The organism is Scytonema sp. UIC 10036, assembly GCF_009725235.1.
Genome location: NZ_WJFC01000193.1, coordinates 1 through 25,484, shown reverse-complemented (window position 1 = coordinate 25,484; position 25,484 = coordinate 1). Strand labels below are relative to the sequence as shown.

Genomic DNA, 25,484 nt, shown 5'->3' with positions numbered 1-25,484 from the left:
CCCTGCCCCCCTGCAGCCTCAACCCAACATTTTAAGGTGGATGTGGTAGTAGGTTGGGTTGAGGAACGAAACCCAACATTTACAGACATTTGTTGACCTAATTAACACCAATACATTACAGGTACAAGTTTTAGAGGATGTTTTAAAAGTGATTGACTGTGATTTTCATCACATTATTACCCCCCTTAATCCCCCCTTATAAAGCTATCCATTACCCGGATCTTTCTCAACATTTACGAGAGTAATCACTCACGTTTTTTCTAACCCTGATTCGTTCGTTGTTCATTCTCAATAAAAATAGAATTTTTGCGAGAATAATAAATGCTATTTTGTCAAGTCTGGTGAAAATCTCAGCGTCCAGAATGGATTGTAGGCAAGGGTTTCAAGATTGTAAAGAAAGATGTGACTAATGTATAGCCTTTATAAGGGGGGATTAAGGGGGGTAAATATGACTTGTGTACACCACCGTAGCTTCTTGTAAAGGGGAGGGAACCGGATTTCTCTTATTTCCCCCAATCCATCGGGGGGACTAAGGGGGGTAATAATGTGATTAAAATGACAACCAACCACTTTTCAAACAACCTCTAAGACTCAAATTAAGATAGACCGCTTCGCCGCATCAGTAGGAGACATTAGGAAGTGGACTTATATAAAACGACAAAAGTGGCTCTTGTTAAAGACCACTTAGAAAAAGTATGAAGGATAAAGGATGAAAACTTTTAACTTTATCCTTCATACTTCTTTATGCCGATCGAACAACAAATCATTATTAAAGAAGCGACTGTATCAGAAGACTTCCTCATTGCCAAGCATTTTTATAGAATGTGGTTAGATCTGGGGGTTCCAGAGGATGCGATCGCTCCCGATTGGTTAAATATTACCCTTGAGTTTGTAGAGCAAGCACGTCAAGAGTTATCCTATAAAGCTTTTGTAGCAGAGATTGAAGGTGCAGTTGTTGGTTCTACCAGTTGTCAACTTTATAGCGGTCTTTACCCAAACATTATCAAGCAACAACACCGCAAATATGGATATATTTGGGGCGTTTATGTTGAACCTTCATATCGCAGACAAGGAATTGCCAAGCAACTGACAACTCAGGCGGTAACTCATTTGAAAGAGATTGGTTGTACGCGGGTACTTCTCAACGCTTCTCCATTAGGAAAACCAGTTTATGAAAGTCTTGGTTTTTCCAGCAGTAATGCCATGCAATTAGATTTGTAAATTTTTTAGAAAAGTCGGTACTGTCCACACTACTTCGTTTTTTGGTAATTGGAACATACATTTATGACGACGTTAAATAATCATAGCGATAAGCCGGGTAATGCTTGCGCCAAGGGCGAGCGCGAACAGTTGACTGTTACAAAACGCAATCAAATTAAGCGGGTACCGCAACGCGGTCATTACGAATCTCAGGTAATCCATGAAATTTTAGATGAAGGATTAGTTTGCCACGTAGGGTTTGTTGTCGATAATCAACCCTATGTTATTCCAACTGCTTACGGTCGAGTTGGAGACAAACTTTATATCCATGGTTCCCCTGCAAGTCGTATGCTTCGTTCTTTAATTCATGGTGTGGAAGTGTGTGTCACAGTGACTTTACTAGATGGGTTAGTTCTAGCACGATCTGCATTTCACCACTCTATGAATTACCGTTCTGTCGTCATATTTGGTACGGCGACTCTAGTACAAGATAGACAACAGAAGTTAGAAGCATTGAAAGCTTTTACAGAGCATATTGTACCGGAACGATGGGCAGAAGTACGGCAGCCTAATCGTCAGGAATTAGACGGGACTTTAGTGCTTTACTTACCTATAACAGAAGCGTCTGCTAAGGTGCGGACAGGACCACCAAAAGATGATGAAGCTGATTATGCTTTACCAGTTTGGGCTGGTGTTTTGCCTTTAAAACTAGTTACAGGAGATGCAGTTCCAGACCCACATTTGGATATCGAAGTGTCTTTACCAAGTTATGTGCAAAAATACACAAGATAGCTACATTTGTAGACGCGCTGTTTCTGAAATCAGTTACGTAACACCTAAGTAGAAGCCTCAATAATTGACACAAATTGCGTATCATCTAACCGATACGCAATTGGCATATTTCGGTAAATTATAAAGTCATTATAGCCTTTCTCAGGCTAATGAGGTACACCCCCCTTTCATCCTCCCGAGGCATCGGGGGGACAGAGGGGGGTAATTTTTGTACATAACATAAATAAACTTCCGGACTCAGTCTTTCAGTAGCAGAAAGTGTATTTAATTACTTTCTATTACGGGGCTACTTATGAATCACCCTGCGACAACCTCATGGCATGAAGTCCGCGCTGCATTTCAAAAAATTTGGGGTTATGAAGACTTCCGCCCCCCGCAGGGAGAAATTATTCAAAGTTTGTTGGCTAAAAAAGATGCACTGATTATCATGCCTACAGGTGGGGGGAAATCTATTTGTTTTCAGTTACCAGCATTATTACAAACTGGACTCACGCTCGTAATTTCCCCTTTAGTAGCGCTGATGGAAAATCAAGTACAGGAATTACGAGAACGTAACTTAGCAGCTGCTCTTTTACATGGTGAATTGCCATCGTTTGAAAAACGCAAGACTTTGCAAGCTGTGGAAAAACAACAGTTGCGGTTGCTTTACCTATCACCAGAAACTTTACTCAGTCCAGCTGTATGGGAAAGATTGTGTAAACCTGAACTGACCATTAATGCCCTGATTTTAGATGAGGCACATTGTTTGGTGCAGTGGGGAGATACTTTTAGACCTGCTTATCGAAGATTGGAAGCCGTCAGATTTGCACTCCTTAAATCTAAACCAGTGGGAACAACGATCGCGATCGCTGCTTTCACTGCTACTGCTGACCCCACCGCCAAAGCAACAATTCAACAAGTCTTACAATTACACGAACCAACAGTTTTTTGCGTTAATCCTTACCGTCCCAATATTAACCCCTCTGTTCGCATAGCTTGGACGCCTAGAGGGAGAAAGCAACAGATTTTGAAGTTTCTGAAAGATAAAACACAACAAAGTGGGTTGATTTACGTTCGGACAAGGCAAGATAGTGAAGATTTAGCTGCATGGCTGCAACAGATGGGTTACTCTACCACTAGCTATCATGCAGGGCTGGGTGCAGAAGAACGTCGCGCTGTAGAAGCAAAATGGCTGAGTGGAAAAGTATCGTTTGTGGTTTGTACGTCTGCTTTTGGTATGGGTATCAATAAGTCTGATGTGCGTTGGGTCATTCACTTTCACTCACCCTTACTGCTATCAGAGTACGTGCAGGAAATTGGACGTGCGGGAAGGGATGGTAAACCAGCCGTAGCGCTGACTTTGATAAGTGAACCTACGGGATGGTTAGATCCGGAAGACAAACAAAGACAAAAGTTTTTTGAGCAGAAATTGCGATCGCTTCAAAACTCTGCACAGCAACTGATGAAAAAATTGCCTTCTACTGGTGAAGTGGCGACAATCACACGACAATTTCCCGAAGCTGCGATCGCACTTTCTTTACTGCACGGTAACGGTCAACTCAAGTGGATTGACCCATTCCATTATACAGTTCTTCCCGGTACAAAAACTTCACCCATCACACAATCAGGTGCGACCAAGCAGATGAACCAGTATCTTCTCTCTAGGCAATGCCGTTGGGGATTCTTATTGAACGCTTTTGGTTTTAACCAAGAAGCCAACTGGCGTTGCGGACATTGTGATAATTGTTGTAAATAGCTAATGGCTAATTGCTAATTGCTAATAGTTCATTACACGTTACCATTAGCCATTAGCCATTAGCCATTAGCAAATAATTAAAATTGCTTTAAGAAACGTAAGTCGCTAGCGTAGACGCGGCGAATATCATCAATTTGATGGAGTACCATGGCAAAACGTTCTACCCCAAAACCCGCAGCAAAGCCAGTATAAACTTCTGGATCGTAGCCAACAGCTTTAAGTACATTCGGATCGACCATTCCGCAGCCCATGACTTCCAACCAGCGACCATTCCATTGCAAATCAACTTCTGCAGAAGGTTCTGTGAAGGGAAAATAGCTGGCGCGGAAGCGAATTTCCACGTCTCCAAACATTTCTTGTAAAAATACTTTTACAGTTCCTTTAAGGTCGGTAAAGGTTAATCCTTCATCGACTGCTAAAAGTTCTATCTGATGGAAAACGGCTGAGTGAGTTGCATCGACATTATCTCTCCGGTAAACACGTCCGGGAGCAATAACTCGAATGGGTGGTTCCTCGGTTTCCATGTAATGAATTTGTACTGAGGAGGTATGAGTCCGCAGGAGATTTCCATCAGGCAAATAGAATGTATCCTGCATATCGCGGGCTGGGTGATCGGGTGGAGTATTGAGCGCTTCAAAGTTGTAGTAGTCTGTTTCCATCTCCAAACCGTTGGCTACTGTGTAACCCATACCCACAAAGATGTCTATCGCTCTATCAATTATCCCATTCAGCGGATGGACGCGACCTAGAGGACGGTAGATTCCTGGCATTGTCACGTCGAGAGTTTCAGCATCTAGCTGCGCTTGAATTTGAGCTTTTTCTAAGGCTGCGAGTTGCTGGTCTAGACTCGCTTGTAGGGCATCTTTTACCGTGTTTGCGATCGCCCCAATTTTTGGTCTTTCTTCTGCACTCAGTTGACCCATACTTCTCAACAGCGCCCCTAGCTGACCTTTCTTACCCAGGTAGCTGACTCTTAGTTCCTCAAGGCGTTCTAGTGTATCGGCGGCAGCGATTGCCTTTTCTCCTTCCTCTTGCAGTGCTAAAAGTTGAGCTTCTAAATTGTTAGTCATTTGTTATTTGTCATTTGTCATTGGTCATTTGTCATTGGTCATTTGTCATTGGTCATTTGTCATTGGTCAAAAGTTATTTGCAAAGAACGAATGACGTTAGTATGGCATCCACGAGCAAAGACAGCAGTCAAAGCCAAACTGTTGTTTTCTAGCACCCAGGACTAAACTATTATATGAGATTCTTGCTTAATCAGTGACCAGTAACCACTAAAGATGACAGGCGAGACGCCTCTTCTACACCACTAACAACTAACCACTAACAACTAACCACTAACCATGAAACTACTAATTAGTAATGATGATGGTATTTCATCTCTAGGTATTCGTACTCTTGCCAACACCTTAGCGGAAGCAGGTCACGATGTAAATGTAGTTTGCCCGGATCGGGAACGTTCCGCTACCGGACATGGGTTAACGCTACACCAGCCGATCCGCGCCGAAATCGTGGAATCTCTCTTTCATCCAACTGTCAGGGCTTGGGCTTGTGATGGGACTCCTTCTGACTGTGTTAAATTGGCTCTGTGGGCTTTGCTGGAATCACCACCCGACTTAGTTCTTTCTGGCATTAATCATGGTGCCAATTTGGGAACTGAAATTCTCTACTCTGGTACTGTGTCTGCAGCAATGGAAGGCTTAATTGAGGGTATTCCCAGTATCGCCTTCAGTCTTGGTAGCCGCAATAGTCTGGATTTTCAACCCTCTGCTGACTTTGCCAAAATTTTAGTAGGGCAAATTGAGAAAAACCCCCTGCCGGAGTTGATGTTACTTAATGTCAATATTCCTCCTGTCAAATGGGAAGAGATTGCCGGCGTGAAGCTTACCCGTCAAGGCGTGCGACGTTATGTCGATGTTTTTGATAAGCGGGTCGATCCTCGTGGGAAAACTTATTATTGGTTAACTGGTGAAGTTTTGGAGGACGTTGAACCACCCATCGGTTTGAATGTTTCTCAGAATATACCTATTGATGTTCGCGTTATCCGTGAAAACTATATCAGTATAACACCTTTGCAATACAATCTTACCTATGCACGAGGTCTTAGTGAGTTATCTAAGTGGGAATTTAAATTTCCGTAAAGTTTATTGAATATACGGAAAACTCCATTTAGTTGCCGAAATGCAACTCGGTAGAATTTAGGTTATAAAGTGAGGAGTCGATTTTGAGGATAAACCATAGATAAATATTTGAAGATCTGAAAATTAAGCTAAAAAGTTTTTTCATTCCTAAAAACAAAAACAATGTGTTAGCAGGGTGTGCTGTCTTCCCAAGAAGTCTCTTCTCTAGAAAAAGCCTTAAGACAGCATAAACTTATTAATTAAAGTAAAAATTTTTTGTATTGATCGCCCACTCAGTCCAGCAAGTAAAACTCATGTCTAGGATAGAGAATTTATTTTCCGTTTATTTTTGGGGCGTTCGCGGCAGTATCCCCTGTCCGGGACCTAATACCGTTCGTTATGGCGGTAATACCCCTTGCGTTGAGATGCAAGTGGGCGGCAAACGCTTAATTTTTGATGGAGGCACGGGTTTACACGTTTTAGGACAATCTTTATTGTCCAAAATGCCGGTGGAAGCGCATATTTTCTTCACCCACTCCCACTGGGACCATATGCAAGGGTTTCCCTTCTTTAGCCCTGGGTTTATTATGGGAAACACGTTTCATATCTATGGTGCGATCGCTCCCGATGGCTCTACCATAGAACAACGTCTGAATGACCAGATGCTGCATCCAAATTTTCCGGTTCCCTTGCAAATCATGCAAGCGAATCTGAATTTTCGTGATGTGATACCGGGGCACGCAATACACATTAATGATATTACTGTGGAGACTTCCCCTCTCAACCATCCTGGTGAAGCTGTAGGATACAGGGTGAACTGGCGTGGAAGATCGGCTGTTTACGTGACTGACACCGAACATTATCCTGACAGAATAGATGAAAATGTTCTGAAGTTGGCTCGTGATGCTGATATCCTCATCTATGATTCTACTTATACTGATGAAGAATACCATTCTCTAACCAGACCTAAAATTGGTTGGGGGCACTCTACTTGGCAGGAAGCTGTGAAAGTAGCCCAAGCTGCTAATGTCAAAACTTTAGTCATCTATCATCACGACCCCTCTCATGATGATGAATTTCTCGATCGTGTCGCTCAAGAAGCAGCAGAGAAATATCCGGGGGCTGTGATGGCACGTGAGGGCATGGTACTTCAGATTCCCGTACCTATTACCTTATCAGAATCTTTTCCTGTTAGGAAATTCTTTGTTTAGAGGTGTACTAAGGGAGCAAAGGAGGATTTTGGATTAGATTGGTGATTAGAAGCGTGTGCGCTTTCCGCACACGTTTTGCAAACAGCTGTTCAGCAAAAAACGCTCAACCGCCAACTGCAAGCGGTTTGCCGTTAGCCATCAGTCATCAGCCGACAATTATAATTAAGTTGATATCCGATAGCTACATCGCTGATAGCTTAAACATTCCTAAAAAAATCCCAGAATCGACGTGCTAAATCTGTCTCAAAATGGGTTTTCTGTGTGGGTTACTTCTTCAACCGAACTGGCTCTAACACCAACGTGTGTTGCACTGGGCAAATTTGACGGCGTACATCGCGGTCACCAACGGGTTATTCAACCCATATTGCCTGATGTCACGGCATCCTCACACGCCTACTCAACGGTGGTTACCTTTAATCCCCATCCTCAGGAATTTTTCACGGGTCTCGCCCGCACTTGGTTGACACCGTTGGATGAAAAAATTTTTCAGTTGCGATCGCTTGGGGTAGAACAATTAGTACTGCTACCCTTTGATAAGGAATTGTCTGCGTTAACTCCCGAACAGTTTGTAGAAAAAATTCTCATCCAACAATTACAAGCCAAACGGATTAGCGTCGGGCAAGATTTTTGTTTTGGCTCAAATCGTAGTGGGACTGCCAAGGATTTGCAAATCATTGCCGCCAAGTTTGATATTCCCGTCACCATTGTTCCTCTAGAAACTTGTGCATCTTCTGAAAAGACAGACAACAGTGATGCCAGCGATTCCAATCGGCAGACTCGCATTAGCACTTCACTTATTCGTCAAGTCCTGCAAAATGGTGATATTCGTCAAGCAAATAAACTATTAGGAAGACCTTATACCCTAATAGGTCATGTCATCAGAGGTCAACAACTTGGTAGAACAATTGGTTTTCCCACTGCCAACCTACAATTACCAAAAGATAAATTTTTGCCAAGTTTTGGGGTATACGCTGTTCATGTTTTCACCCTCAGTGAGACACTGAACACACCAGAAGATAGTTACTTAGGCGTGATGAATATAGGTAACCGTCCAACAGTAAATGGTACGTATCAATCCGTAGAAATCCATTTATTTGATTGGTCTGGCGATCTGTACGGTAAAAAACTAGCAGTACAGCTAGAACAATTTTTACGACCTGAGAAAAAATTTTCTTCATTGGAAGCCCTAAAACAACAAATTCAACAAGACTGCATTGCGGCAAGAGCATTTTTGGCTGGTTAGTTCTCAGTGATGGGTGGGAATACTGTAATGGGTTATTGGTTAGTGGTTAGTGGTTAATTGTTCCACTAACTACCAACCACTAACTACTAACTACTAACAATTCCCTAATTTCTATATGAGACAAAAAATTGACGCTTTAACACAAAACTTGGCACTAGCGATTGTTGGTAAAGCTGAACCAATACGTCTAGTACTAGTTGCTCTGCTAGCAGGTGGTCATGCTTTATTGGAAGATGTCCCTGGGGTAGGCAAAACCCTCCTCGCCAAATCTTTAGCTCGTTCCATTGATGCGAAGTTTCAAAGATTACAGTGTACTCCCGATCTACTTCCAACTGATATTACGGGTACTAACATCTGGAATCCAAAAAGCGGTGAATTTACTTTTCTTCCGGGTCCGGTATTTGCTAATGTCTTACTAACAGACGAAATCAATCGTGCCACACCTCGTACCCAATCAGCTTTGCTAGAGGTGATGGAAGAACATCAAGTCACGGTGGATGGAGTTTCTCGTCACGTTCCCATGCCATTTTTCGTCATTGCAACTCAGAACCCAATTGAATATCAAGGTACTTTTCCCCTACCTGAGGCACAGATGGATCGATTCATGCTGTCCCTGAGTCTCGGCTATCCTACTGAAGCAGAAGAACTTCAGATGTTGCAACGCCATCAAGATGGAGTCAACGTTGCTGATTTACAACCGTGTATCTCTTTAGCAGAAGTCCAATCAATACAACAAATCTGTTCAAAAGTCAAGGTAAATACTTCGCTACAACAGTATATTCTTGAATTAGTGCGAGCAACACGACACGATGAAGAAATTACACTAGGTGTTAGTCCTCGCGGTACTGTTGCCTTACAACGAGCAACGCAAGCCTAGTTTTTTACTAGGGAGAGACTACGCCATTCCCGATTGATCCCGTTAACCTTAATTCTTAGCACCTTTATGCTTCTTTGCCATCGCAATATACCTAGTGGAAGGAGGGGAGACGCAGGGCAAAAAACCGTGATGGAAACGATTATTTGCGTTTCTGTCCCTATTTAGGGGGTTAGGGGTGGGGTGGGACAAAAAAAGAATCCCCAATGCCCAATGACAAATAGCTATTGACAAATGAAAATATATTGCAAATGACAAATAATCAAAAATTAAAGAAAAAAGCCGCTTGGGTTCCTCTTAGTCATTCTGGCTTGGAGTTTGGCTATGGCGTTGGTTTTTAGCTATGGCAACTCATGCCCAAGCAAGCTTCCTACTTCTTCTGAGTCGGCACGGTGATGTCGTTCCTGCGCACACAACACAGCGGAGATTGTCGCATGGAAAAACTGATATATGGAAAAATTGTGTCACTCACAATTGTCACTTGCTTTACCGCCGGCTGTTTTACCTCCCAAACATTGGAAAAATTTGTTGGAGACGCACAACCCACGTACTATGTACAAAATCAAACGACCATTACTCGATCCGCCACGTATCCTAGTGTGGCGGTATCTTTCTGCTTTCTCTCCGTCCCCAATTGCTAGAAGACGAACAAATACCCTATGTGCGTGTGGTAATTCCCGTTATTTTAGAGCTTTACACCCTCAAGTTAGCTACAAAGCCCGTTCAATAGGTACTTGGCTCACCTTGTCATCCATCCGCCTCAGACTTTAATTTATCGTCATTTACAGGCATGTGGGAATTAGGGGTAGGGATAGGGGGTAGGGCTAGGGAAGCGGAATTGGGCAACAAGGTGGACAAGGAGATAAGGGTAAATGCTCCAATTCCCAATCCCACCAACCCCCAATCCCCAAATTTTGCCCTTAATAAGGAGGCGTTAAATCGAGTTCGCCAATCCACGCCATCCAAATCCCAAATCCCAAATCCAAATCCAAATCCCAAATCCAAATCCAAATTCCCAAATCCCAAATCCCAAATCCCAAATCCCAAATCCCAATCCCAAATTCCCAAATCCCAAATCCCAAATCCAATCCTACTCCCCAAGGAGGCGGTAATCGCTACCCTCCTCAGTGGGCTTTTGGTGCTTCAACTCTAGCAAAATGTATATTGAAACAGTTTACATTTAGATAACAATTCAAATCCAATCAGTGGAAATCTGATTGCTGTTAAATGCTTTTTGAGCAAGTTTTTCAGGACTAACCCATCTCAAACTAAGACTGTTCGGTTAAGGTTATAATTAATCCCAATCCTTCGCTCCCGGCCCCTTAATTCGTTCAAATCTGCCATGCGGTAAACTTTGTTGGGGCCCAAACGCTTCGTAAACTTAAAAAAAAATAACCAACCTTAAGTTTTACACATTAATCTTCTAGAGGAAGATATTAAAGCCTCGTGTGACAGCTTTAAAGCAAGACGAGAGGAAGTGGGGTGATAGTTTTAAACAGCGCTCTTGCCAAAGGCGAAAACTCTTGATGACATCTTACCAGAAGCGTTGCTGTGGTTCGGGAAGCAGGCAGCCAGAGTGTTAGGGCATGCTCACTTGCATGGTCAATTAGTTGGGTGGTATTATTCTCCACTCAGGCAATTGCCGAGATGAAGCTGGTGAGGGCAAAACTCTAGTTGCAACAATTACCAAGTTAATTTAAATGCTCTTACAGGTAAAGGCCGTTCACGTAATCACGGTGAACGATTACTTAGCCCGTCGTGGACGCGGAATCGTATGGGACAGTACATCGTTTCTTGGGATTGAGGTGGGGGCTGATTCAGCAAACGATGACGCCAACGCGAAAGCAGAAGAATTACGATTGCGATATCACTTATGGCACCAACAGTGAGGTGGGTTTTGACTACCTGCGGGATAACATGGCGACTCCGGGCGGATGTGGTCAGCGCCCCGTTTAACTACTGTGTGATTGACGAAGTAGATTTATTTGGGATGCAAGCAGGACACCGCTCATTATCTCGGGCAAGTCGAAAGACCAAGCGCACAAGAACAGTCTCGATAACACGCAAGGAGCGCCCGAAATTCTCCACACACTGAAAAAAGACGCAGCATTCCATGTGAACGTAGGCCCCGACGAAGCGACGTCTGCCACAGCCGCTCGTAGTTCCGTTGCAAGGATGTCGGAGAGGCGTGTGTGCCGAAAGCGACGAGGCAGCAAGCCGTGCTCGACGAAGAATTCGCAGAACTGTTATTCTTCTTTCATAACCAGCGAAAGAGGTCCATTGCCGGCCTCAGCAACCTTCTCTGTTCCAATGGTATTAACGAAGCCACACAAAAAACGACTGTCTATGCACGTGATAGCGACTGTAACCGCGTTATTCGTCACGACTGACAATGGACGGGAGTTGTTGACGCGTCGGGGAGGAATTTACGGGTCGGGGCCTGTCTTGCACGGGGTACGCCGTTCGGCGAGTACTATGGACTGCACCAAGCAATTGAGCAAAAGAACGATGCTCAAACCATTTCAGGCACGAGAGAACTCACAACTGTCCTCCTAGCCACACAAAGTTAGGCTCATTCGCCACGAAACCTGCCGCCTTCTTGAGCCGTTGTCAGCCCATAATCTGACTCCAGGGCCCAGGCGCGACGAGGGGTGCCTAAGACCGGCGAAGACGGAGTTTGAAAAAATTTTATAAACTGGTTTTCGAAGCGCGGTTCTATATCACCGTATGACGAGTCAGCGGAAGCTAAGCGAAGAAGCGCCGTACAGCATCTTTGCCGGATATGGTGTTTAAGACTGAAGCAATGGTAAATGGAAGCGTTCGCACGAAGTATACTGTGCCGAGAAATGCAACAGCGCAAGTATCGGAGACCAGTTCTAGTCCGGAACTACGCGAGCGTTGTTAGAGATGGCAATGCTACTGTAGATAGTCCCGTCCGGCGCTAAGTCTTGAGCGACAAATGGGGACTCGCCCGACACCTCAGAGAACCGCCAGCGACCGCCAGCTGGGCGCGATAGAAGTTGCCAATCAGAAATTGTCGTCAACCAAAGGCGGCCACGAGAGCAGAGTGCCTAGGCCTTGCGGCGACTCTAATTGCGTGATTTTCTGCCATACAATGCTCATTCGCAGTGACCAGGCTACCGATGGATATTCTCGATTTATTACGTGCGTTATAAGGTACCGAACAACGCGAATCCTCACATGATAGTGGCCACTTTGTACATACTGAGATAAACTGAGTGAAAACCTATTTTTGTGGCGCGCTAGGCGCGTTTGACACGCCGTGCAGGCAGCGCGGCGTTCATTGAGATATACCCATGCGTGCTGGGTGAGGCACTGTTATGCTCTGTCCTGCTGACTCAAGTGGATCCAACGGTTGGGGCGGGGTAAGGCTTTCCGTGTTCGTATCCTGCCAGGACGACGTCAACACACCGTGTGCGAAAGCCCCTCTAGCGCCTAGCAGGTCTAGTGTCCCAACTCCAGAACTTTGACATTGCGAGAACTGCAGCCCACCATAAGATTGGCGCTAGGAAAGAATGCAATGGGTCAACTTAGTTCATGTGTGAGAGAGTACGGCGAACGTAGTTTATCAGAATCAAGCTGAAGAAAAGTCGTGTAACCGCAGAAAAAGCACCAATTGAACGACCGTGACACACAGATTACAAAAAAATACGGAAGCTTACAAAACGAGTTAAGCACGAGTACGAAGAGTTCACACAAAATGACACGCTGGAGAAGTAGTACAACCCGGGTGGTTTTGACGCGTCACGGTACAGAACGTCACGAATCGCGCGCGGCTTGACAACCAGTTGCGCCGTGCAGGGAACGATACACGACCCACTACAACTCGCCGGTTCCACCAGATCTTCCTCGTTTAGAAGATAGACTTACCGACGGATTTTTGTGGCGAGGTTTTCCGATTTTTCGAGTGCACGCCGAGCACCAATTAACGTAGACGAAGTATATGCCTCTTACTCGCATCAGCATGCTGAGCACCGTAGTTTGGAGAGTGGTGCTCAGCAAAAAGACGTGTGCAAACTTTCACTTCACTACGGACAATGTTCTCGGGCCAACACGGGTGCTCTTGCGGTGATTGACCGCGCAAGAACTGTATGACAGACGCCACAGGCGGGACGAGTGTGGCAGTATTTATAGTCGGAACGTCGCTGGTGTCTTTAGGAGGACATCAGCTTCTCGACATTACACACAGGTGATTAATTACGAGCTGGAGCGCACTCGGAACCGCATCCGTCCCCGCGTCTACTACGCGGGCGCTCCCTACATCGCCACAACGTCCGCGAATCAGCCACCCTAAGAGAAGCTGATGATTTGGGTGGAGCTTGGTAGAAAAGTCAAAGAATTTGTTTATGTGCTAGCAGAATTACGACTGTCGGACAGCTGGAACATATGTCATTGACTGAGATTAAGCGTTCTTGCACGAGCAAGGGAGAATTGCTACGATCTGAAAGAAGCTCAGATTGACAAATTCAGCCCGATTGATGCGTCAAGCAGAAAGAGTCGTTCCGTTTTTGGAGAGAAATCGCGAGTTCACCTTTGGAGCCGACACAAGAAACGATGTCGCAAGACGTCAGATGACCTCTAGAACGCGAGGGCCCTCCATAGTGAATACTGCTCGACACGGGTGTGGACAGAAGAAGAGTTGTCCCGTTGATTGCAGTTACATGAGTTGAAGCGAGTTCTGTTAGTATAGATAGCATGGTTAACATCGCCGCCGATGTACGTCCGCGATGCCACCTAGCGTCCTGCCTATCCATCTTCCATCCACTAGCCTCAATGGACCTCACATGATGCAGAGACATCTTCCGAGAGATTGCGTTGTAGGAGTCACCTGCCGTCCCCAATACGTTCACCCCTCGATCTTCCCCCCCCTCAGTGCTCTCCTCACCCCCTACGTTCCCAGCCCCCAGGCGAAGAGCATATTCGTCGCTTGGTCTAGCCGTTATACGGTAGCTTGCATTATGGTCCATTCCCAGTCCATGGGAATTCCGCGACTCCTGCTTATTCATACCGGGATGAACTCTACAACGTACCTCGAATACCACTCTGCGACCTGTCTCCAGGCATGCTATATAAATCCGACAGTGTGGGTTAACTGTGAGAGTCGTTCGTTCCGGTTCAACAAGTTGTCTCACTTCGCACCAATTGCTGTTCCTCTACAGCAGGTGTTTTCTTCTTCCATACTCTCCGCACCTGTAGTGCCAATCACCGAGTGGCGCTTCACTATTCTTTTTTGCCATTCCAAATTAGTCCGCAGATACTTTCAGGAGTAAGTGTGCAAATGAGTAAAGTGGTTGGTCTAAAAGTCACGCCAAATTTTACAGGAAACAAATGGGGCAAGTCACCCTGCCATCCACAACGTGCTTGACAAATCTAATCGATCAAGTTTTGGCGTAGCGAGCAGTATTGTAAGTTTCTTTGAAGAAGTTCGCCTCTGTTATCTAGCGATATATGGGTTTGAGAGTACGGAGCAACGGTGAGTTAGACAAGACAAACTGCTCGGTACCCACTGCCATGAATAATCAACGCGTTTAGTTCAGTCTGGCGAGCGAATATTGAGACAAGCAGCCGGAAATAAAGCCCGGACGGGATTTTTCGAGCTGTTGACCTCTGTATTCAGAGGACGCTGTGCGAGGGGATTTTGAATTGTCTGGTTAGATCTGAAGTACGCAGAGCGCCTTAGCCCTGCACGTGTGCTGTGGACACCAATGGTGAACTAGATTCTTGGGCATGGACAGAACCAGATTTAAAAATCGTAAGTTGCGGGTATAGGACCTATTGAATTCCGAGCAAAACTTTCTCATGCTTAGCTTTTTTTCCATTGAACAGACGATGGAAGTCATAGCTTACATGTAGTCCATAGCCCAGGCGCATCTCGTTAGACCCTGTCACTTTGCCGAAATCCCAGAACACGGCCCGCGCCTTCTCTCTAGATGGACGCAGGGTCTATGCGCCTGCCCTGAAAGTATAGTCAATACACTAATTCCCTTCATCAGAGTTAAGATTAGATTAATATTTGGCGATTCAAAGCGTGTAGCAACTCGGTCCGTCCGAAGGCGTTGTCGATCCCTGGAAGCGCTCGGCGTGCGTAACATAGGGAGTTGGCGGATTTGGTATGAACCTAAAGCGTATGAAATATCAGCGGCTCTGGTCGGCAGGCGACCAGGGAGACGTGGAGCAGCACGGTTCTTAATTCAATAAATTCTATAAACAGCGATCCTCTGGCTGTATTTGGTAGCGGCCCGCGTGTAGCCAAGACCCGTGTTCTAATTCGAACTCAAACAGATCATGAACTTTTCAAGCTAGTAAGATTTCGAGCCGCATTCCAAAAGGCTGCAAAAAACCGACGCGCCAGACTACGCAGGTCGACGCACGCTTAAACATCACCCCCCGGCAGGGCGAATTTTGGGTTATTTGGGCCGCGGGGCCCGCACGCCCGCGCGGGCGCAGCCCGGGGGGGGCGGGGGGCGGCCTCTTTACTCTTGTATTTTGACACTCTGCGTGGAGTTGGCCTTTGAGCCCCACGTTAACGCACAATCACACATAATCTACTAGAACACTTGAGACTCTATGTACAACTTCCGTACGCGACTAGCGCATGTTTGAAGCGAGGCGAAAGTCGCAGTTATTTTTGTGTTATGAGTTCCATCTCGCATTCAATATGGATCACGCTTCTCATTTCGGCATCAGCTCACACCTCACCTGCGCTCTGGGCCTGATGGCGTTTGAACCACCGTCCTGCTGTTTGTCTACAGGTGGCTCTTTTCCGATTCCGTACCTGGTACACTCCGGAGGCCCTACTAACAAGCAATTTCATTGGTGTTCAGTTTCAACGCCGCCTTTATATAGTCGCTAGGGTTCAGTTCCGTGTTAGGATATTGTACTACCAGTTTGCTCGCCCAAAATAAGGGATTCTCTAGATATGGTTCATCCCCGAAATGGTGAAGTCTAGTTACCAATGACCCTCATAATAAGTTTTACTTGCGCACTCTTTCTCAGAAAATAGACGCGCGCCGGCCACCTAATAATAAAATTCAAATTGACACCAGGAGCAAGCAACGCATGACGCAACGTACACTCACTTAGTTGAGAGCCCATCCCGCGGGCACAATGAATGTGGGATCTGTGAGCCCGATTGAATTGGAAACCAGCTTTTGGGGGTTTAGACCCTCGTGCGTTAGTCCATTATCCTGCAACTTCGGCGTATTCCGCTTTCACCAGACATGGCACCGTGCCAGATGAGATGCGGCGCATGCATTTCTGCGCATGTCAAGGATATTCTATCGTCTCAACGGTTTGGCAATCTACGAAGCTTTACAAGGAGCACTCGACGCGAATGCCCTGGCGCCACGAACGCCTGACGTCTGTGGACTGCCCGGAGAAAACCTATGGGAGAATCCCCGCGAAGTATTACCGTTTGCCTCCAAGAACGAAAACACTCAGCAACGCGCTGAGTCTTCGGTAGGGACGTGAGCTCGGGTCTCGATCGCAAGCAGGCAAGACTGACTAGCTCACGCACGTTCTTCGACGCTCTCACACCAGGCTGTATATCTTACCCAAGTCCGCTCTCAGATCTTAGCAACTGCTGTTTTCTCTCTTGTACCGCCTGGCACGCTTTTGACTACTGAGACAGAGCAAGAGAGCGATACTGCAGACCGAAGATATCTCACGCCATGCAAAACATGTCTTAGACAATGAACCTGCTTCTTTGGACGTTGTTGCGCACTTCCTACCGAGAACTACGAAAATCCTTCTCCTCCAAGATGTCTATCTGTTAGCCATACATCAGCAATCGCATGGAAAAGTTCCGACAATATCGTTGACCAATCGGCCGAAGCCTACAAACGTGAGAGGAGCAGTTGCGGTGTAGTTGCGGATGCGCCGGCTGTTCTTACGATCATGTAGAATGGGCTGATGTTCGCCCTTCTGCATAACCTACAATGAACACAGCAATTTCACATAAGCTTGACTTCTTTCCATACACACAAGATCTCATTTCTTCAAAGCGGCACATATTCCACTGCTTAACTATGGCACACAAAACTTAGATATTGGAGGGCGCGCTTATTCATCATGATTGGAAGACTGACGACCTAAACGCAAAATCTTTTTCACTCGCAATAGCGGTAGTATGTACCACAGAGTCTTAGCCCTTTACAGCGCTGCTGTAGTGATCCTCTTCAGTCTGACCCTCACGTGGTGATTCGTCGTGTGAGCAGGTGACTCATACTGACGAGGATCCGCTACAACCGCGCAGTACAGGGCTCTCGACACTGTGGTACATACTACCGCTATTGCGAGTGAAAAAGATTTTTTTTAGGCCGTCAGTCTTCCCATCATGATGAATATCCGCGCCCTCCCAAATCTATATCGTGCCGTGTACATAGTTAAGCAGAGGTCTCCTGTGTCTCTATGCGAGAAAAAGTTCTTGTGTGTATGGAAAGAGGAAGTTAGATGAATTAAATTGCTCCTGTCCATTCCAGGTCATGCATATGGGCGAACATTAGGCCATTCTACCTGTTCGTAAGTACATATTCGCAACAATAGGCAATTTCTCCTCTCTTGTTTGGAGGCGTCGGCCGATTGGTCTACCATCTGTCGGAACTTTTCCATGCGATTGCTGATGTATGGCTAAAAGATAAACATCTTGGAGTAGAAGGATTCTCGGGTTCTCTTATGCAGTGCTCTTCAACGTCCAAAGAAGCAGGTTCATTGTCTAAGACATTTTTTGCATGACGTGAGTTGTCTCGAAGCGGTCTCCAGTATCGCTCGTTGCTCTGTCTCAGTACTCAAAACACACCCAGGCGGTACACAGTAGAAACAGCAGTTGCGCGAGATCTGAGAGCTGCCTTGGGTAAGACCATACTGCCGGGGCGTGAGAGCGTCGAGTTCTGAGCGCGCGTGAACTAGTCAGTCTGGCCTGCGAGTGCGGTCAAGCCCCGAATCTTCGTCCCTACCGAAGACTCAGCGCGCATGCTGAGGGTTTTCGTTCTTGGTGGCCAACCTCGTAATACTTCGCGGGGATGGCTCCCATAGGTGTTCGCCGGGCAGACCACAGACGTCATCGTTTTGTGGCGCCAATGCAGCTCCCGTCGAGTGCTCCTTGTAAAGCTTCGCGATTGCCTACTCCTGACACGATAGCCATATCCTCGACATGCGCCGAAATTACTTGCTCTAAGCCTCTGGATCTGGCATTTGCCATGTCTGGTGACCACCGGCAGCCGCCGACGGGTGCACCGATAAGCGGACTAACACACTAGGGTCTAGACCCCCAAATTCTGGTTTCCGATTCACTCGGGCTTACAGATCCCACATTCATTGTGCCCGCCACCTGGCTTGGCTCTGACTAAGTGATTCTACGTTGCGCCATTTGTTGCTTGCTCTTGGTGTCAATTTGAATTTTATTATTATCACTCACTGTGGCCAGCGCTCGTCTATTTTCTAAGAGAGAGTACAAGGGAAACGCTATTATGTCGGTCATTGTCTAATTTCACTTCACCATTTCGGGGATGAACCATATCTAGAGAATCCCTTATTTTGGGCGAGCAAAAGGTCCCCCTAACCTAGCTCAGAACTGAAGTAGCTACTATGTTCGCCGCGAAACTGAACACCAACAATTGCCGCGGCCTAAAGAGTGTACAAGGGCGGAATCGGAAAAGAGCCGGCTGTAGACAAACAACAGGATGAAGATTCCCGCTGTCAGGTAGAGCGCAGGTGAGCCGTGAGTTTTTGCCGAAATTCGCGTGATCCATATTCAATACGAAAAAGGAACTCATCACACAAAAAGCCCTGCGACCCGCCTCGCTTCAAACACGCGCTACTCGAGTTCGGAAGTTGTACATAGAGTCTCAAGTGCCCAAACCACTAAGCGTGATTAGCGTTAACCCTTCTCATAGGGAAGTCCGCGAAGAGTGTCATAATACAAGAGCAGAGGACAATCCACGAGACACCCGCGCTGTCTCTCACAATTGAAGGTCCGCGGCCTAGTATAACCCAAGATTCTCCCTGCCGGGGGGAGATGTTGAAGCACCGTCGAGCTCTGCAGTATGGAAAGCGCCGGCTTTACAAATCTTTAGGAATGCTACGCGAGTATCTTTCTAGTTTGAAAAGTTCGGATCTGTTTGAGTTCGACTGAGCGCACGGGTATTGGCGCACACACGAGCCGAGTACCAAATACATCCAGAGGAACGCCTTTATAGAATCTTTAAATCCCAAGAGTCCGAGCTGCTCCACGTCTCCCGAGGGCGCCTGCCGATACTGGGCCACCCTTTGATACGCTTTAATTTATACCAAATCCGCCAACTCCCTATCTATGGTCGCCGAGCGCTTTACGATCGACAACGACTCCGGAAAGACCGAGTTGGCACGCTTTGAATATCCAAATATTAATCAAATCTTCACTCGGATGAAGGGAATAAGTGTATTGATTTTACGTTCAGGGCATCTCATAGACCCTACCTCCATGTAGAGAGAAGTCGCTGGCCGTGTTCTGGCCTTTCTCAGAGTGCCAACGGTCTCAGAACAGCCCGAGGCTCTTACTACATGCAATCTATGACTTCATATCACTATTAAACCGGAGAGTGAAAGCTAAGCATGAGAAGCCCGTCTTGCTCGGAATTCATCTAGGTAATACCCGCAACTTACGATTTTTAAATCTGGTTCTGTCGAGGCCCAAGAGTCTAGATCACCTCTTGGTGTCCACCACCATGAGGTGCAGGGCTAAGGCGCCCCCGCGGTGCTCCTGCTCTAACCAGACAACATCAAAATCCCCTCGCACCCGCGTCCTCCAATACAGAGGTCAACAGCTCGAAAAATCCCGTCCCAAGCTTTATTTCCGGCTGCTGGTCTCTACATTCGCTCGCCAGACTGAACTAAACGCGTTGATTAATAATGGCAGTGGGTACCGAGAAGTGTGTCAGGTCCAACTCACCGCTGCGCCGGCACTCTCAAAAACATTCTATCGCTAATCATAAAGACACAACTTCTTCAGTGAAACTTACAAAACTGCTGAGCTACGACAAAACTTGATCGATTAAATTTGTCAAGCACGTTTTGGATACCACGGTGACTTGCCCCATTTGGTTCCTGTAAAATTTCTGCGTGGGGCTCCTTCGATGTAACCACCTTACTCATTTGAACACTTACTCCTGAAAATATCTGCGGTTAATTTGGAATGCTCAAAAAAGGCCAGTGAAGCGCGCCCTCGGTGATCCAGGCACCCGACATATGCGGAGAGTATGGAAGAAGAAAACACCTGCTTTAGAGGCACTGCGTGCTTGCGCGAGTGAGACAACTTTTTGAACCGGGTCGAACGACTCGGCACTCGTTCTACCCACACTCCCGTCTTTATATAAATGCGTGGAGAAAGGTCTCAGAGTGGGATGACGAGCATACGTTGTGGATTTATATCCAGTTACGAATAATCAGGGGCGCGCGGAAACCCATGGACTGGGAATGGAAACTTTGGTGCAAGAGGTACCCTATCTCCCTAATACAAAGAAACGAATATGCGCAGCCTGGAGGCTGGGAACGAAGGGGGTGAGGTGAGCGTGCGGGGGGGGAAGCCGAGGGGTGTCGTGGTGGGGACGGCAGGTGACTCCTACAACGCAATCTCTCGGAAGATGTCTCTGCATCATAGCAACTCCAGGAGGTTCGTGGTTGGAACATGAATAGGTAGGACGCTTTCACATAGCCGACGTACATCGTCGGCGATGTTAACCATGCTATCTAAACTAACAGAACTCTCTTCCACTCTTGTAGCTCACAATCAACGGGGCAACGCTTCTTCTGTCCACTCCCGTGTCGCCCAATATGCCCTACGGATTCGGACCGCGAGTACGAAAGGTCATCTCCGACTTGCGACACCGTTGAGTTGTGTCGGCGCCAAACCGAGCTCGCGATTTCTCTGCAAAAAATAAAGAATCTTTCTGCTTGACGCATCAATCGGGCTGAATTTGTCAATCTGAGCTTCTTTCAGATCGTAGCAATTCTCACTTGCTCGTGCAAGAACGCTTAATCTCAGTCATTGACATATCTTCTAGCTGACTTGACTTCGTAAATCTGCTAGCAGATAAACAAATTCTTTGACTTTTCTACCAATCTCTGTGTCCCAAATGTGTCACCTTCTCCAGGGTGGCAAATCGTGGGCGCGGGGTGATGTAGTGAGCGGTCGCATAGTCACGCGGAGTCTGATGCGGTTCCGAGCCCGCACCAGCTCGTACCTTAATCACCTCTGTCTCTTCCTCGAGAATCTGATGTCCTCCGAAAGACACCAGCGACGTTCGGTCTATAAACAGTGCCACGTTTCCCGCCTGTGGCGTTTGTCATCCAGTTCTTGCGCGGTCAATCATGCGAGAGGACCCGCGCTGTCCCGGGATCAGTGCACCGTAGTGAAGTGAAAGTTTGCACACGCCTTTTTTCTGAGCACTCTCTCCAAACTACGGTGGTCAGTGCCTGCCGGACCTCAATAGGCATATCCTTCGTCTACGTTAAATGGTTCTCAACGTGCACGCGGCCCGGAGAACCTCGCCACAAAAATCCGTAGTAAGTCTATCTTCTAAACGAGGAAGATCTTGTGGAACCGGCAAGTTGTTGTCTGGGCCGGTCTCGTTCCCCGCACGGCGCAACTGGTTGTCAATTCCGCGCGATTCGTGACGTTCTGTACCGTGACATGTTAAACCACCCTGTTGTACTACTTCTTCGTGTCATTTTGGGTGAACTCTTCGTACTCGTGCTTAACTCGCGTTGTAAGCTTCCGTAATTTTTGGAATCACACGGTCGGTCAGTTGGTGCTTTTTCTGCGGCTACACGACTTTTCTTCAGCTTTCCATTTGTGATAAACTATATTCCCCGTACTCTCTCACACATGAACAGAAGTTGACCCATGGCATTCTTTTCAAGCGCCATTCTTCCCTGACTCCTGGCTGCAGCGAGAGGCTGGCGATGTCCGAAGTTCTGGGGTTGGGGCCCCGCGACCCGCTAGGCTCTCGCCGGGCTGGTCGAGACACGTTGGGGCATGACGCCGAACCAAGCTGATACGAACACGGTGAGCCCTAACAGTCCCCAAACGTTCTGCACTTTTTCACCAGGGTGAGCGTAGCCGTGCCTCACCCAGCACGCATGGGTACATCTCACTGAACGCCGCGCTGCCTGCACGGCGCCGTCGAACGCGCCTAGCGCGCCACAAAAAAAGGTCGTCACACAAACACAACTGGTATGAACACAGTGGCCAGTACGCATGTGACATTCTCACTGATCGGTATCTTAGCACGCACGTGCCAAATCTACATGTCTAGCGGTAGAGGCTGTTCACCCAAGCAAATCAGCATAGTATGGCTCACCACCACGCGCCATTTTAGTCGCCGCAAGTACTGCGGCACCCTTTATCGTGCCCGCCTTTGGTTTTCGACAATTTCTGCTTGGCCCTCCACGTCTATCGCGCGCGGCTGGCGGCCGCTGAAGGTTCAGCAGAGGTGTCGGGGGAATCTCCATTTGTCTTCTAGACTTAGCGTGCGCTCGGGACTATCTATTTGTAGCGTTGCGGATGAGTCCCAACGCAAGCGTAGAAACCTGACCAGGTGGTCTCCGATACTTGCGCTCTTGTGATGCGATTCGGCACCCTATACTTCGTGCGATCGCTTCCATTTAACACTGCTTCAGTCTTAAACACCATATCGGGCAAATCTGCTGTACGGCGCTTCTTCGCTTAGCTCAGGCCGCTGTCTCGTCATACGGTGGGTATCGAACCGCGCTTCGACAACCAGCTTATAAAATTTTTTCAAACACCGTCTCTTCGGGTCATAGGCACCCCTCCATCGCGCCTGAGCAAACTGAACTCAGAGAAGGGCTCAAAACGGCACAATAAAAACTCCAGGCCGTTCGTGGCGAATCGCCTAACTCTCCTGTGGCTAGGAGGACACTTGAAGAGTTGTCTCGTCTTCCTCTCTAAACACACCGGTTTGTGCATGTGTTCTTTTGCTCAATTGCTTGGTGCAGTCCATCGTACTCCCCGGGCGGCGTACCCCGTGCCGGACAGGCCCCGACCCGTAAATTCCTCCCCTATGCGTCAACAACTCCCGTGTATTGGCAGGAGCGTGACGAATAACTTCGGTTACAGTCCCTATCTCGTGAGAAAGACAGTCGTTGTCTAGCTGGCTTCGTTAATACCACAACTGAGTTGGTTATGATCGCCCAGCAATGGACCACGTGAGCTGTCTTATGTGTAACCTTTCAAGACTGCACAGGTCTGCGCATTCACTCGGCGAGCGCGGCTAAGCTGCCTCGTCGCCGCAGTTCCGCACACACACCTCTATGACCGTCCTTGCTCGGTGGCTCTCGAGCGAACTATTTCTCTCACGTCGCTTCACGCGGCCTGCGTTCATACCGAATGCTCCCCTCTTTTTTCAGTGTGTGGAGGTCCGGGCGATCAGTGGGAGTCTCGAGAGGTTCTTGTGCGCTTCTCTTTCGAATTGCGACGCGATCTACCAGCGGAAGTCCTACTCACATCCCCAATAAATCCGGCTTAGTCGACCAAACAGTACTTGTAACTGGGCGCTGACCACGTCCGCCCAGCGGATCATCGCCGATATCCCGCAGGTAGTCAAAACCCACCTCTCTGTTGGTGCCATAAGTGATATCGCAATCGGACTTCTTCTGCTTTCGAGTTGGCGTCATCGTTTGCTGAATCAGCCCCCACCTCAATCCCAAGAAACGATGTACTGTCCCATCCGATTCCGCACCCACGACGGGCTAAGTAACCGTTCACCGTGATTACGTGAACGGCCCTTCCCTGTAAGAGCATTTAAACCAACATGGTAATTGTTGCAACTAGAGTTTTGCCCTCACCAGCTTCACCTCGGCCATTGCCTGAGCGGAGAATAATACCACCCAACTCATTGACCATGAAAGTGATCAAGCCCTAACACTCTAGCTGCCTGCTTCCCGAACCACAGCAACGCTACTGGTAAGATGTCATCAAGAGGTTTCGCCTTTGGCAAGAGCGCTGTTTCTAACTATCACCTTACTTCCTCTCGTCAGGCCATAAAGCTGTCACACGAGTCTCTAAGATCTTCCTCTAGAAGATTAATGTGTGTATCTTTAGGTTGGTTATCTTTTTTTAAGGAGACCAAGGGGTTGGGCCCCAACAAAGTTTACCGCATCGCAGATTTGAACGAATTAAGGGGCCGGGAGCGTAGGATTGGGATTAATTATAACCTTAACCGAACAGTCTTAGTATGAGATGGGTTAGTGCTGAAAAACTTGCTCAAAAAGCATTTAACAGCAATCAGATTTCCACAGATTGGAAGTGAATTGTTATCTAAATGTAAACTGTTTCAATATACATTTTGCTACAGTTGAAGCACCTAAAGCCCACTGAGGAGGGTAGCGATTACCGCCTCCCTGGGGAGGGGATTGGATTTGAGATTTGGGATTTGGGCATTTGGGATTGGGATTTGGGATTTGGGATTTGGGATTTGGGATTTGGGAGTTTGGATTTGGATTTGGGATTTGGATTTGGATTTGGGATTTGGGATTTGGATTGCGTGGATTGGCGAACTCGAATAACCCCTCCTTATTAAGGGCAAAATGCGGGGATTGGGGGCTGGTGGGATTGGGAATTGGAGCATTTACCCTTATCTCCTTGTCCACCTTGTTGCCCAATTCCATTCCCTAGCCCTACCCCCTATCCCTACCCCTAATTCCCACAGGCCTGTAAATGACGAGAAATTAAAGTCTGAGGCGGATGGATGACAAGGTGAGCCAAGTACCTATTGAACGGGCTTTGGTAGCTTAACTTGAGGGTGTAAAGCTCTAAAATAACGGGAATTACCAACACGATAGGGTATTTGTTCGTCTTCTAGCAATTGGGGACGAGAGAAAGCAGAAAGATACCGCCACACTAGGATACGTGGCGGATCGACTAATGGTTTGATTTGTACTCCATAGTGTTGTGAGTCCTCCAACAAATTTTTCCAAGTTTGGGTAGGTAAAACAGCAGGCGGTAAAGCAATGTGACAAGTCGAGCAATTTTCCAAATATAATTCCTGCCCAAGTCGCTGTTGTGCAGGAACGACATCAACAGTGCCGACTTCAGAAGAAGTAGGAAGCTTGCCTTGGGCATGAGTTGCCATAGCTAAAAGCCAACCCATAGCCAAACTCCAAGCCAGAATGACTAAGAGGAACCCAAGCGGCTTTCTCTTTAATTTTTGATTATTTGTCATTTGTCAATAGTCATTTGTCATTTGTCAATAGCTATTTGTCATTGGGCATTGGGGATTCTTTTTTGTCC

At 47.0% G+C, this 25,484-nt stretch carries 17 protein-coding genes and 3 pseudogenes; 12 read left to right on the top strand and 8 right to left on the bottom strand.

What is annotated here, in order from left to right:
- The first annotated feature begins 744 nt into the window (after positions 1-744).
- The 3 genes from F7734_RS49055 to F7734_RS49045 all read left to right on the top strand — a co-directional run bounded on the left by F7734_RS49055 (position 745) and on the right by F7734_RS49045 (position 3,727).
- On the top strand, positions 745-1,221 hold the full coding sequence (locus F7734_RS49055) for a GNAT family N-acetyltransferase (protein WP_155751577.1): 477 nt from the start codon (positions 745-747) through the stop codon (positions 1,219-1,221).
- Positions 1,222-1,284: 63 nt separating this feature from the next.
- Complete coding sequence (locus F7734_RS49050) at positions 1,285-1,992, top strand: pyridoxamine 5'-phosphate oxidase family protein (RefSeq protein WP_243147499.1); 708 nt, start codon at positions 1,285-1,287, stop codon at positions 1,990-1,992.
- 292 nt (positions 1,993-2,284) lie between these two features.
- Positions 2,285-3,727, top strand: coding sequence for an ATP-dependent DNA helicase RecQ (locus F7734_RS49045; RefSeq protein ID WP_155751576.1), 1,443 nt, complete (start codon positions 2,285-2,287; stop codon positions 3,725-3,727).
- 77 nt (positions 3,728-3,804) lie between these two features.
- On the opposite strand, the gene pheS is transcribed toward F7734_RS49045, so the two are convergent.
- A complete protein-coding gene (pheS, locus tag F7734_RS49040; RefSeq protein WP_155751575.1) occupies positions 3,805-4,797 on the bottom strand; it encodes a phenylalanine--tRNA ligase subunit alpha in 993 nt (330 codons plus the stop codon).
- A gap of 276 nt (positions 4,798-5,073) precedes the next feature.
- On the opposite strand from pheS, the gene surE reads away from it, so the two are divergent.
- The 5 genes and pseudogenes from surE (at position 5,074) to F7734_RS49015 (ending at position 9,949) form a co-directional block, all read left to right on the top strand.
- Positions 5,074-5,871, top strand: a complete 798-nt coding sequence (gene surE, locus F7734_RS49035; RefSeq protein ID WP_155751574.1) for a 5'/3'-nucleotidase SurE — start codon at positions 5,074-5,076, stop codon at positions 5,869-5,871.
- Between the two features lie 293 nt (positions 5,872-6,164).
- Complete coding sequence (locus F7734_RS49030; protein WP_155751573.1) at positions 6,165-7,061, top strand: MBL fold metallo-hydrolase; 897 nt, start codon at positions 6,165-6,167, stop codon at positions 7,059-7,061.
- 229 nt (positions 7,062-7,290) lie between these two features.
- A complete protein-coding gene (locus F7734_RS49025; RefSeq protein ID WP_347566417.1) occupies positions 7,291-8,304 on the top strand; it encodes a bifunctional riboflavin kinase/FAD synthetase in 1,014 nt (337 codons plus the stop codon).
- Positions 8,305-8,419: 115 nt separating this feature from the next.
- A pseudogene (locus tag F7734_RS49020) lies at positions 8,420-9,346 on the top strand (MoxR family ATPase).
- 282 nt (positions 9,347-9,628) lie between these two features.
- Positions 9,629-9,949, top strand: coding sequence for a diheme cytochrome c (locus F7734_RS49015; protein WP_243147498.1), 321 nt, complete (start codon positions 9,629-9,631; stop codon positions 9,947-9,949).
- A 149-nt stretch (positions 9,950-10,098) separates the two neighbouring features.
- Here F7734_RS49015 and F7734_RS64610 read toward each other — a convergent pair whose 3' ends face one another.
- A complete protein-coding gene (locus tag F7734_RS64610) occupies positions 10,099-10,266 on the bottom strand; it encodes a hypothetical protein (RefSeq protein WP_243147497.1) in 168 nt (55 codons plus the stop codon).
- A gap of 416 nt (positions 10,267-10,682) precedes the next feature.
- Between F7734_RS64610 and F7734_RS64605 the strand changes: the two genes are divergently transcribed.
- The 3 genes and pseudogenes from F7734_RS64605 to F7734_RS64595 all read left to right on the top strand — a co-directional run bounded on the left by F7734_RS64605 (position 10,683) and on the right by F7734_RS64595 (position 11,134).
- Positions 10,683-10,829 (top strand): hypothetical protein, encoded by a 147-nt coding sequence (locus tag F7734_RS64605; protein WP_243147496.1) that lies wholly within the window; start codon positions 10,683-10,685, stop codon positions 10,827-10,829.
- 49 nt (positions 10,830-10,878) lie between these two features.
- Positions 10,879-10,968 (top strand): annotated as a pseudogene (locus F7734_RS64600) (hypothetical protein); the annotation flags it as partial.
- Positions 10,937-11,134: a hypothetical protein gene (locus F7734_RS64595; protein WP_347566416.1), complete on the top strand. Its 198-nt coding sequence runs from the start codon at positions 10,937-10,939 to the stop codon at positions 11,132-11,134. The pseudogene F7734_RS64600 and the gene F7734_RS64595, both read left to right, overlap by 32 nt.
- Positions 11,135-12,054: 920 nt before the next feature.
- Here F7734_RS64595 and F7734_RS49000 read toward each other — a convergent pair.
- The 5 genes and pseudogenes from F7734_RS49000 to F7734_RS65790 all read right to left on the bottom strand — a co-directional run bounded on the left by F7734_RS49000 (position 12,055) and on the right by F7734_RS65790 (position 23,996).
- On the bottom strand, positions 12,055-12,222 hold the full coding sequence (locus F7734_RS49000; RefSeq protein WP_155751571.1) for a hypothetical protein: 168 nt from the start codon (positions 12,220-12,222) through the stop codon (positions 12,055-12,057).
- A 9,462-nt stretch (positions 12,223-21,684) separates the two neighbouring features.
- Positions 21,685-21,853 (bottom strand): annotated as a pseudogene (locus tag F7734_RS66490) (hypothetical protein); the annotation flags it as partial.
- 868 nt (positions 21,854-22,721) lie between these two features.
- The gene (locus F7734_RS48995) at positions 22,722-22,868 is read right to left on the bottom strand and encodes a hypothetical protein (RefSeq protein ID WP_155751570.1); all 147 of its coding nucleotides are present in this window, start codon (positions 22,866-22,868) and stop codon (positions 22,722-22,724) included.
- Positions 22,869-23,695: 827 nt separating this feature from the next.
- Positions 23,696-23,869 carry a hypothetical protein gene (locus F7734_RS64590; RefSeq protein ID WP_279239846.1) on the bottom strand — a complete coding sequence of 58 codons (174 nt, stop codon included), beginning with the start codon at positions 23,867-23,869 and terminating at the stop codon, positions 23,696-23,698.
- Positions 23,796-23,996, bottom strand: a complete 201-nt coding sequence (locus F7734_RS65790; RefSeq protein ID WP_279239845.1) for a hypothetical protein — start codon at positions 23,994-23,996, stop codon at positions 23,796-23,798. The genes F7734_RS64590 and F7734_RS65790 overlap by 74 nt, the downstream gene beginning before the upstream one ends.
- A 611-nt stretch (positions 23,997-24,607) precedes the next feature.
- Here F7734_RS65790 and F7734_RS48985 point away from each other — a divergent pair.
- A complete protein-coding gene (locus F7734_RS48985) occupies positions 24,608-24,760 on the top strand; it encodes a hypothetical protein (protein WP_155751569.1) in 153 nt (50 codons plus the stop codon).
- Between the two features lie 203 nt (positions 24,761-24,963).
- Here F7734_RS48985 and F7734_RS48980 read toward each other — a convergent pair whose 3' ends face one another.
- Positions 24,964-25,416: a cytochrome C gene (locus F7734_RS48980; RefSeq protein WP_155751568.1), complete on the bottom strand. Its 453-nt coding sequence runs from the start codon at positions 25,414-25,416 to the stop codon at positions 24,964-24,966.
- Positions 25,417-25,484: the final 68 nt, after the last annotated feature.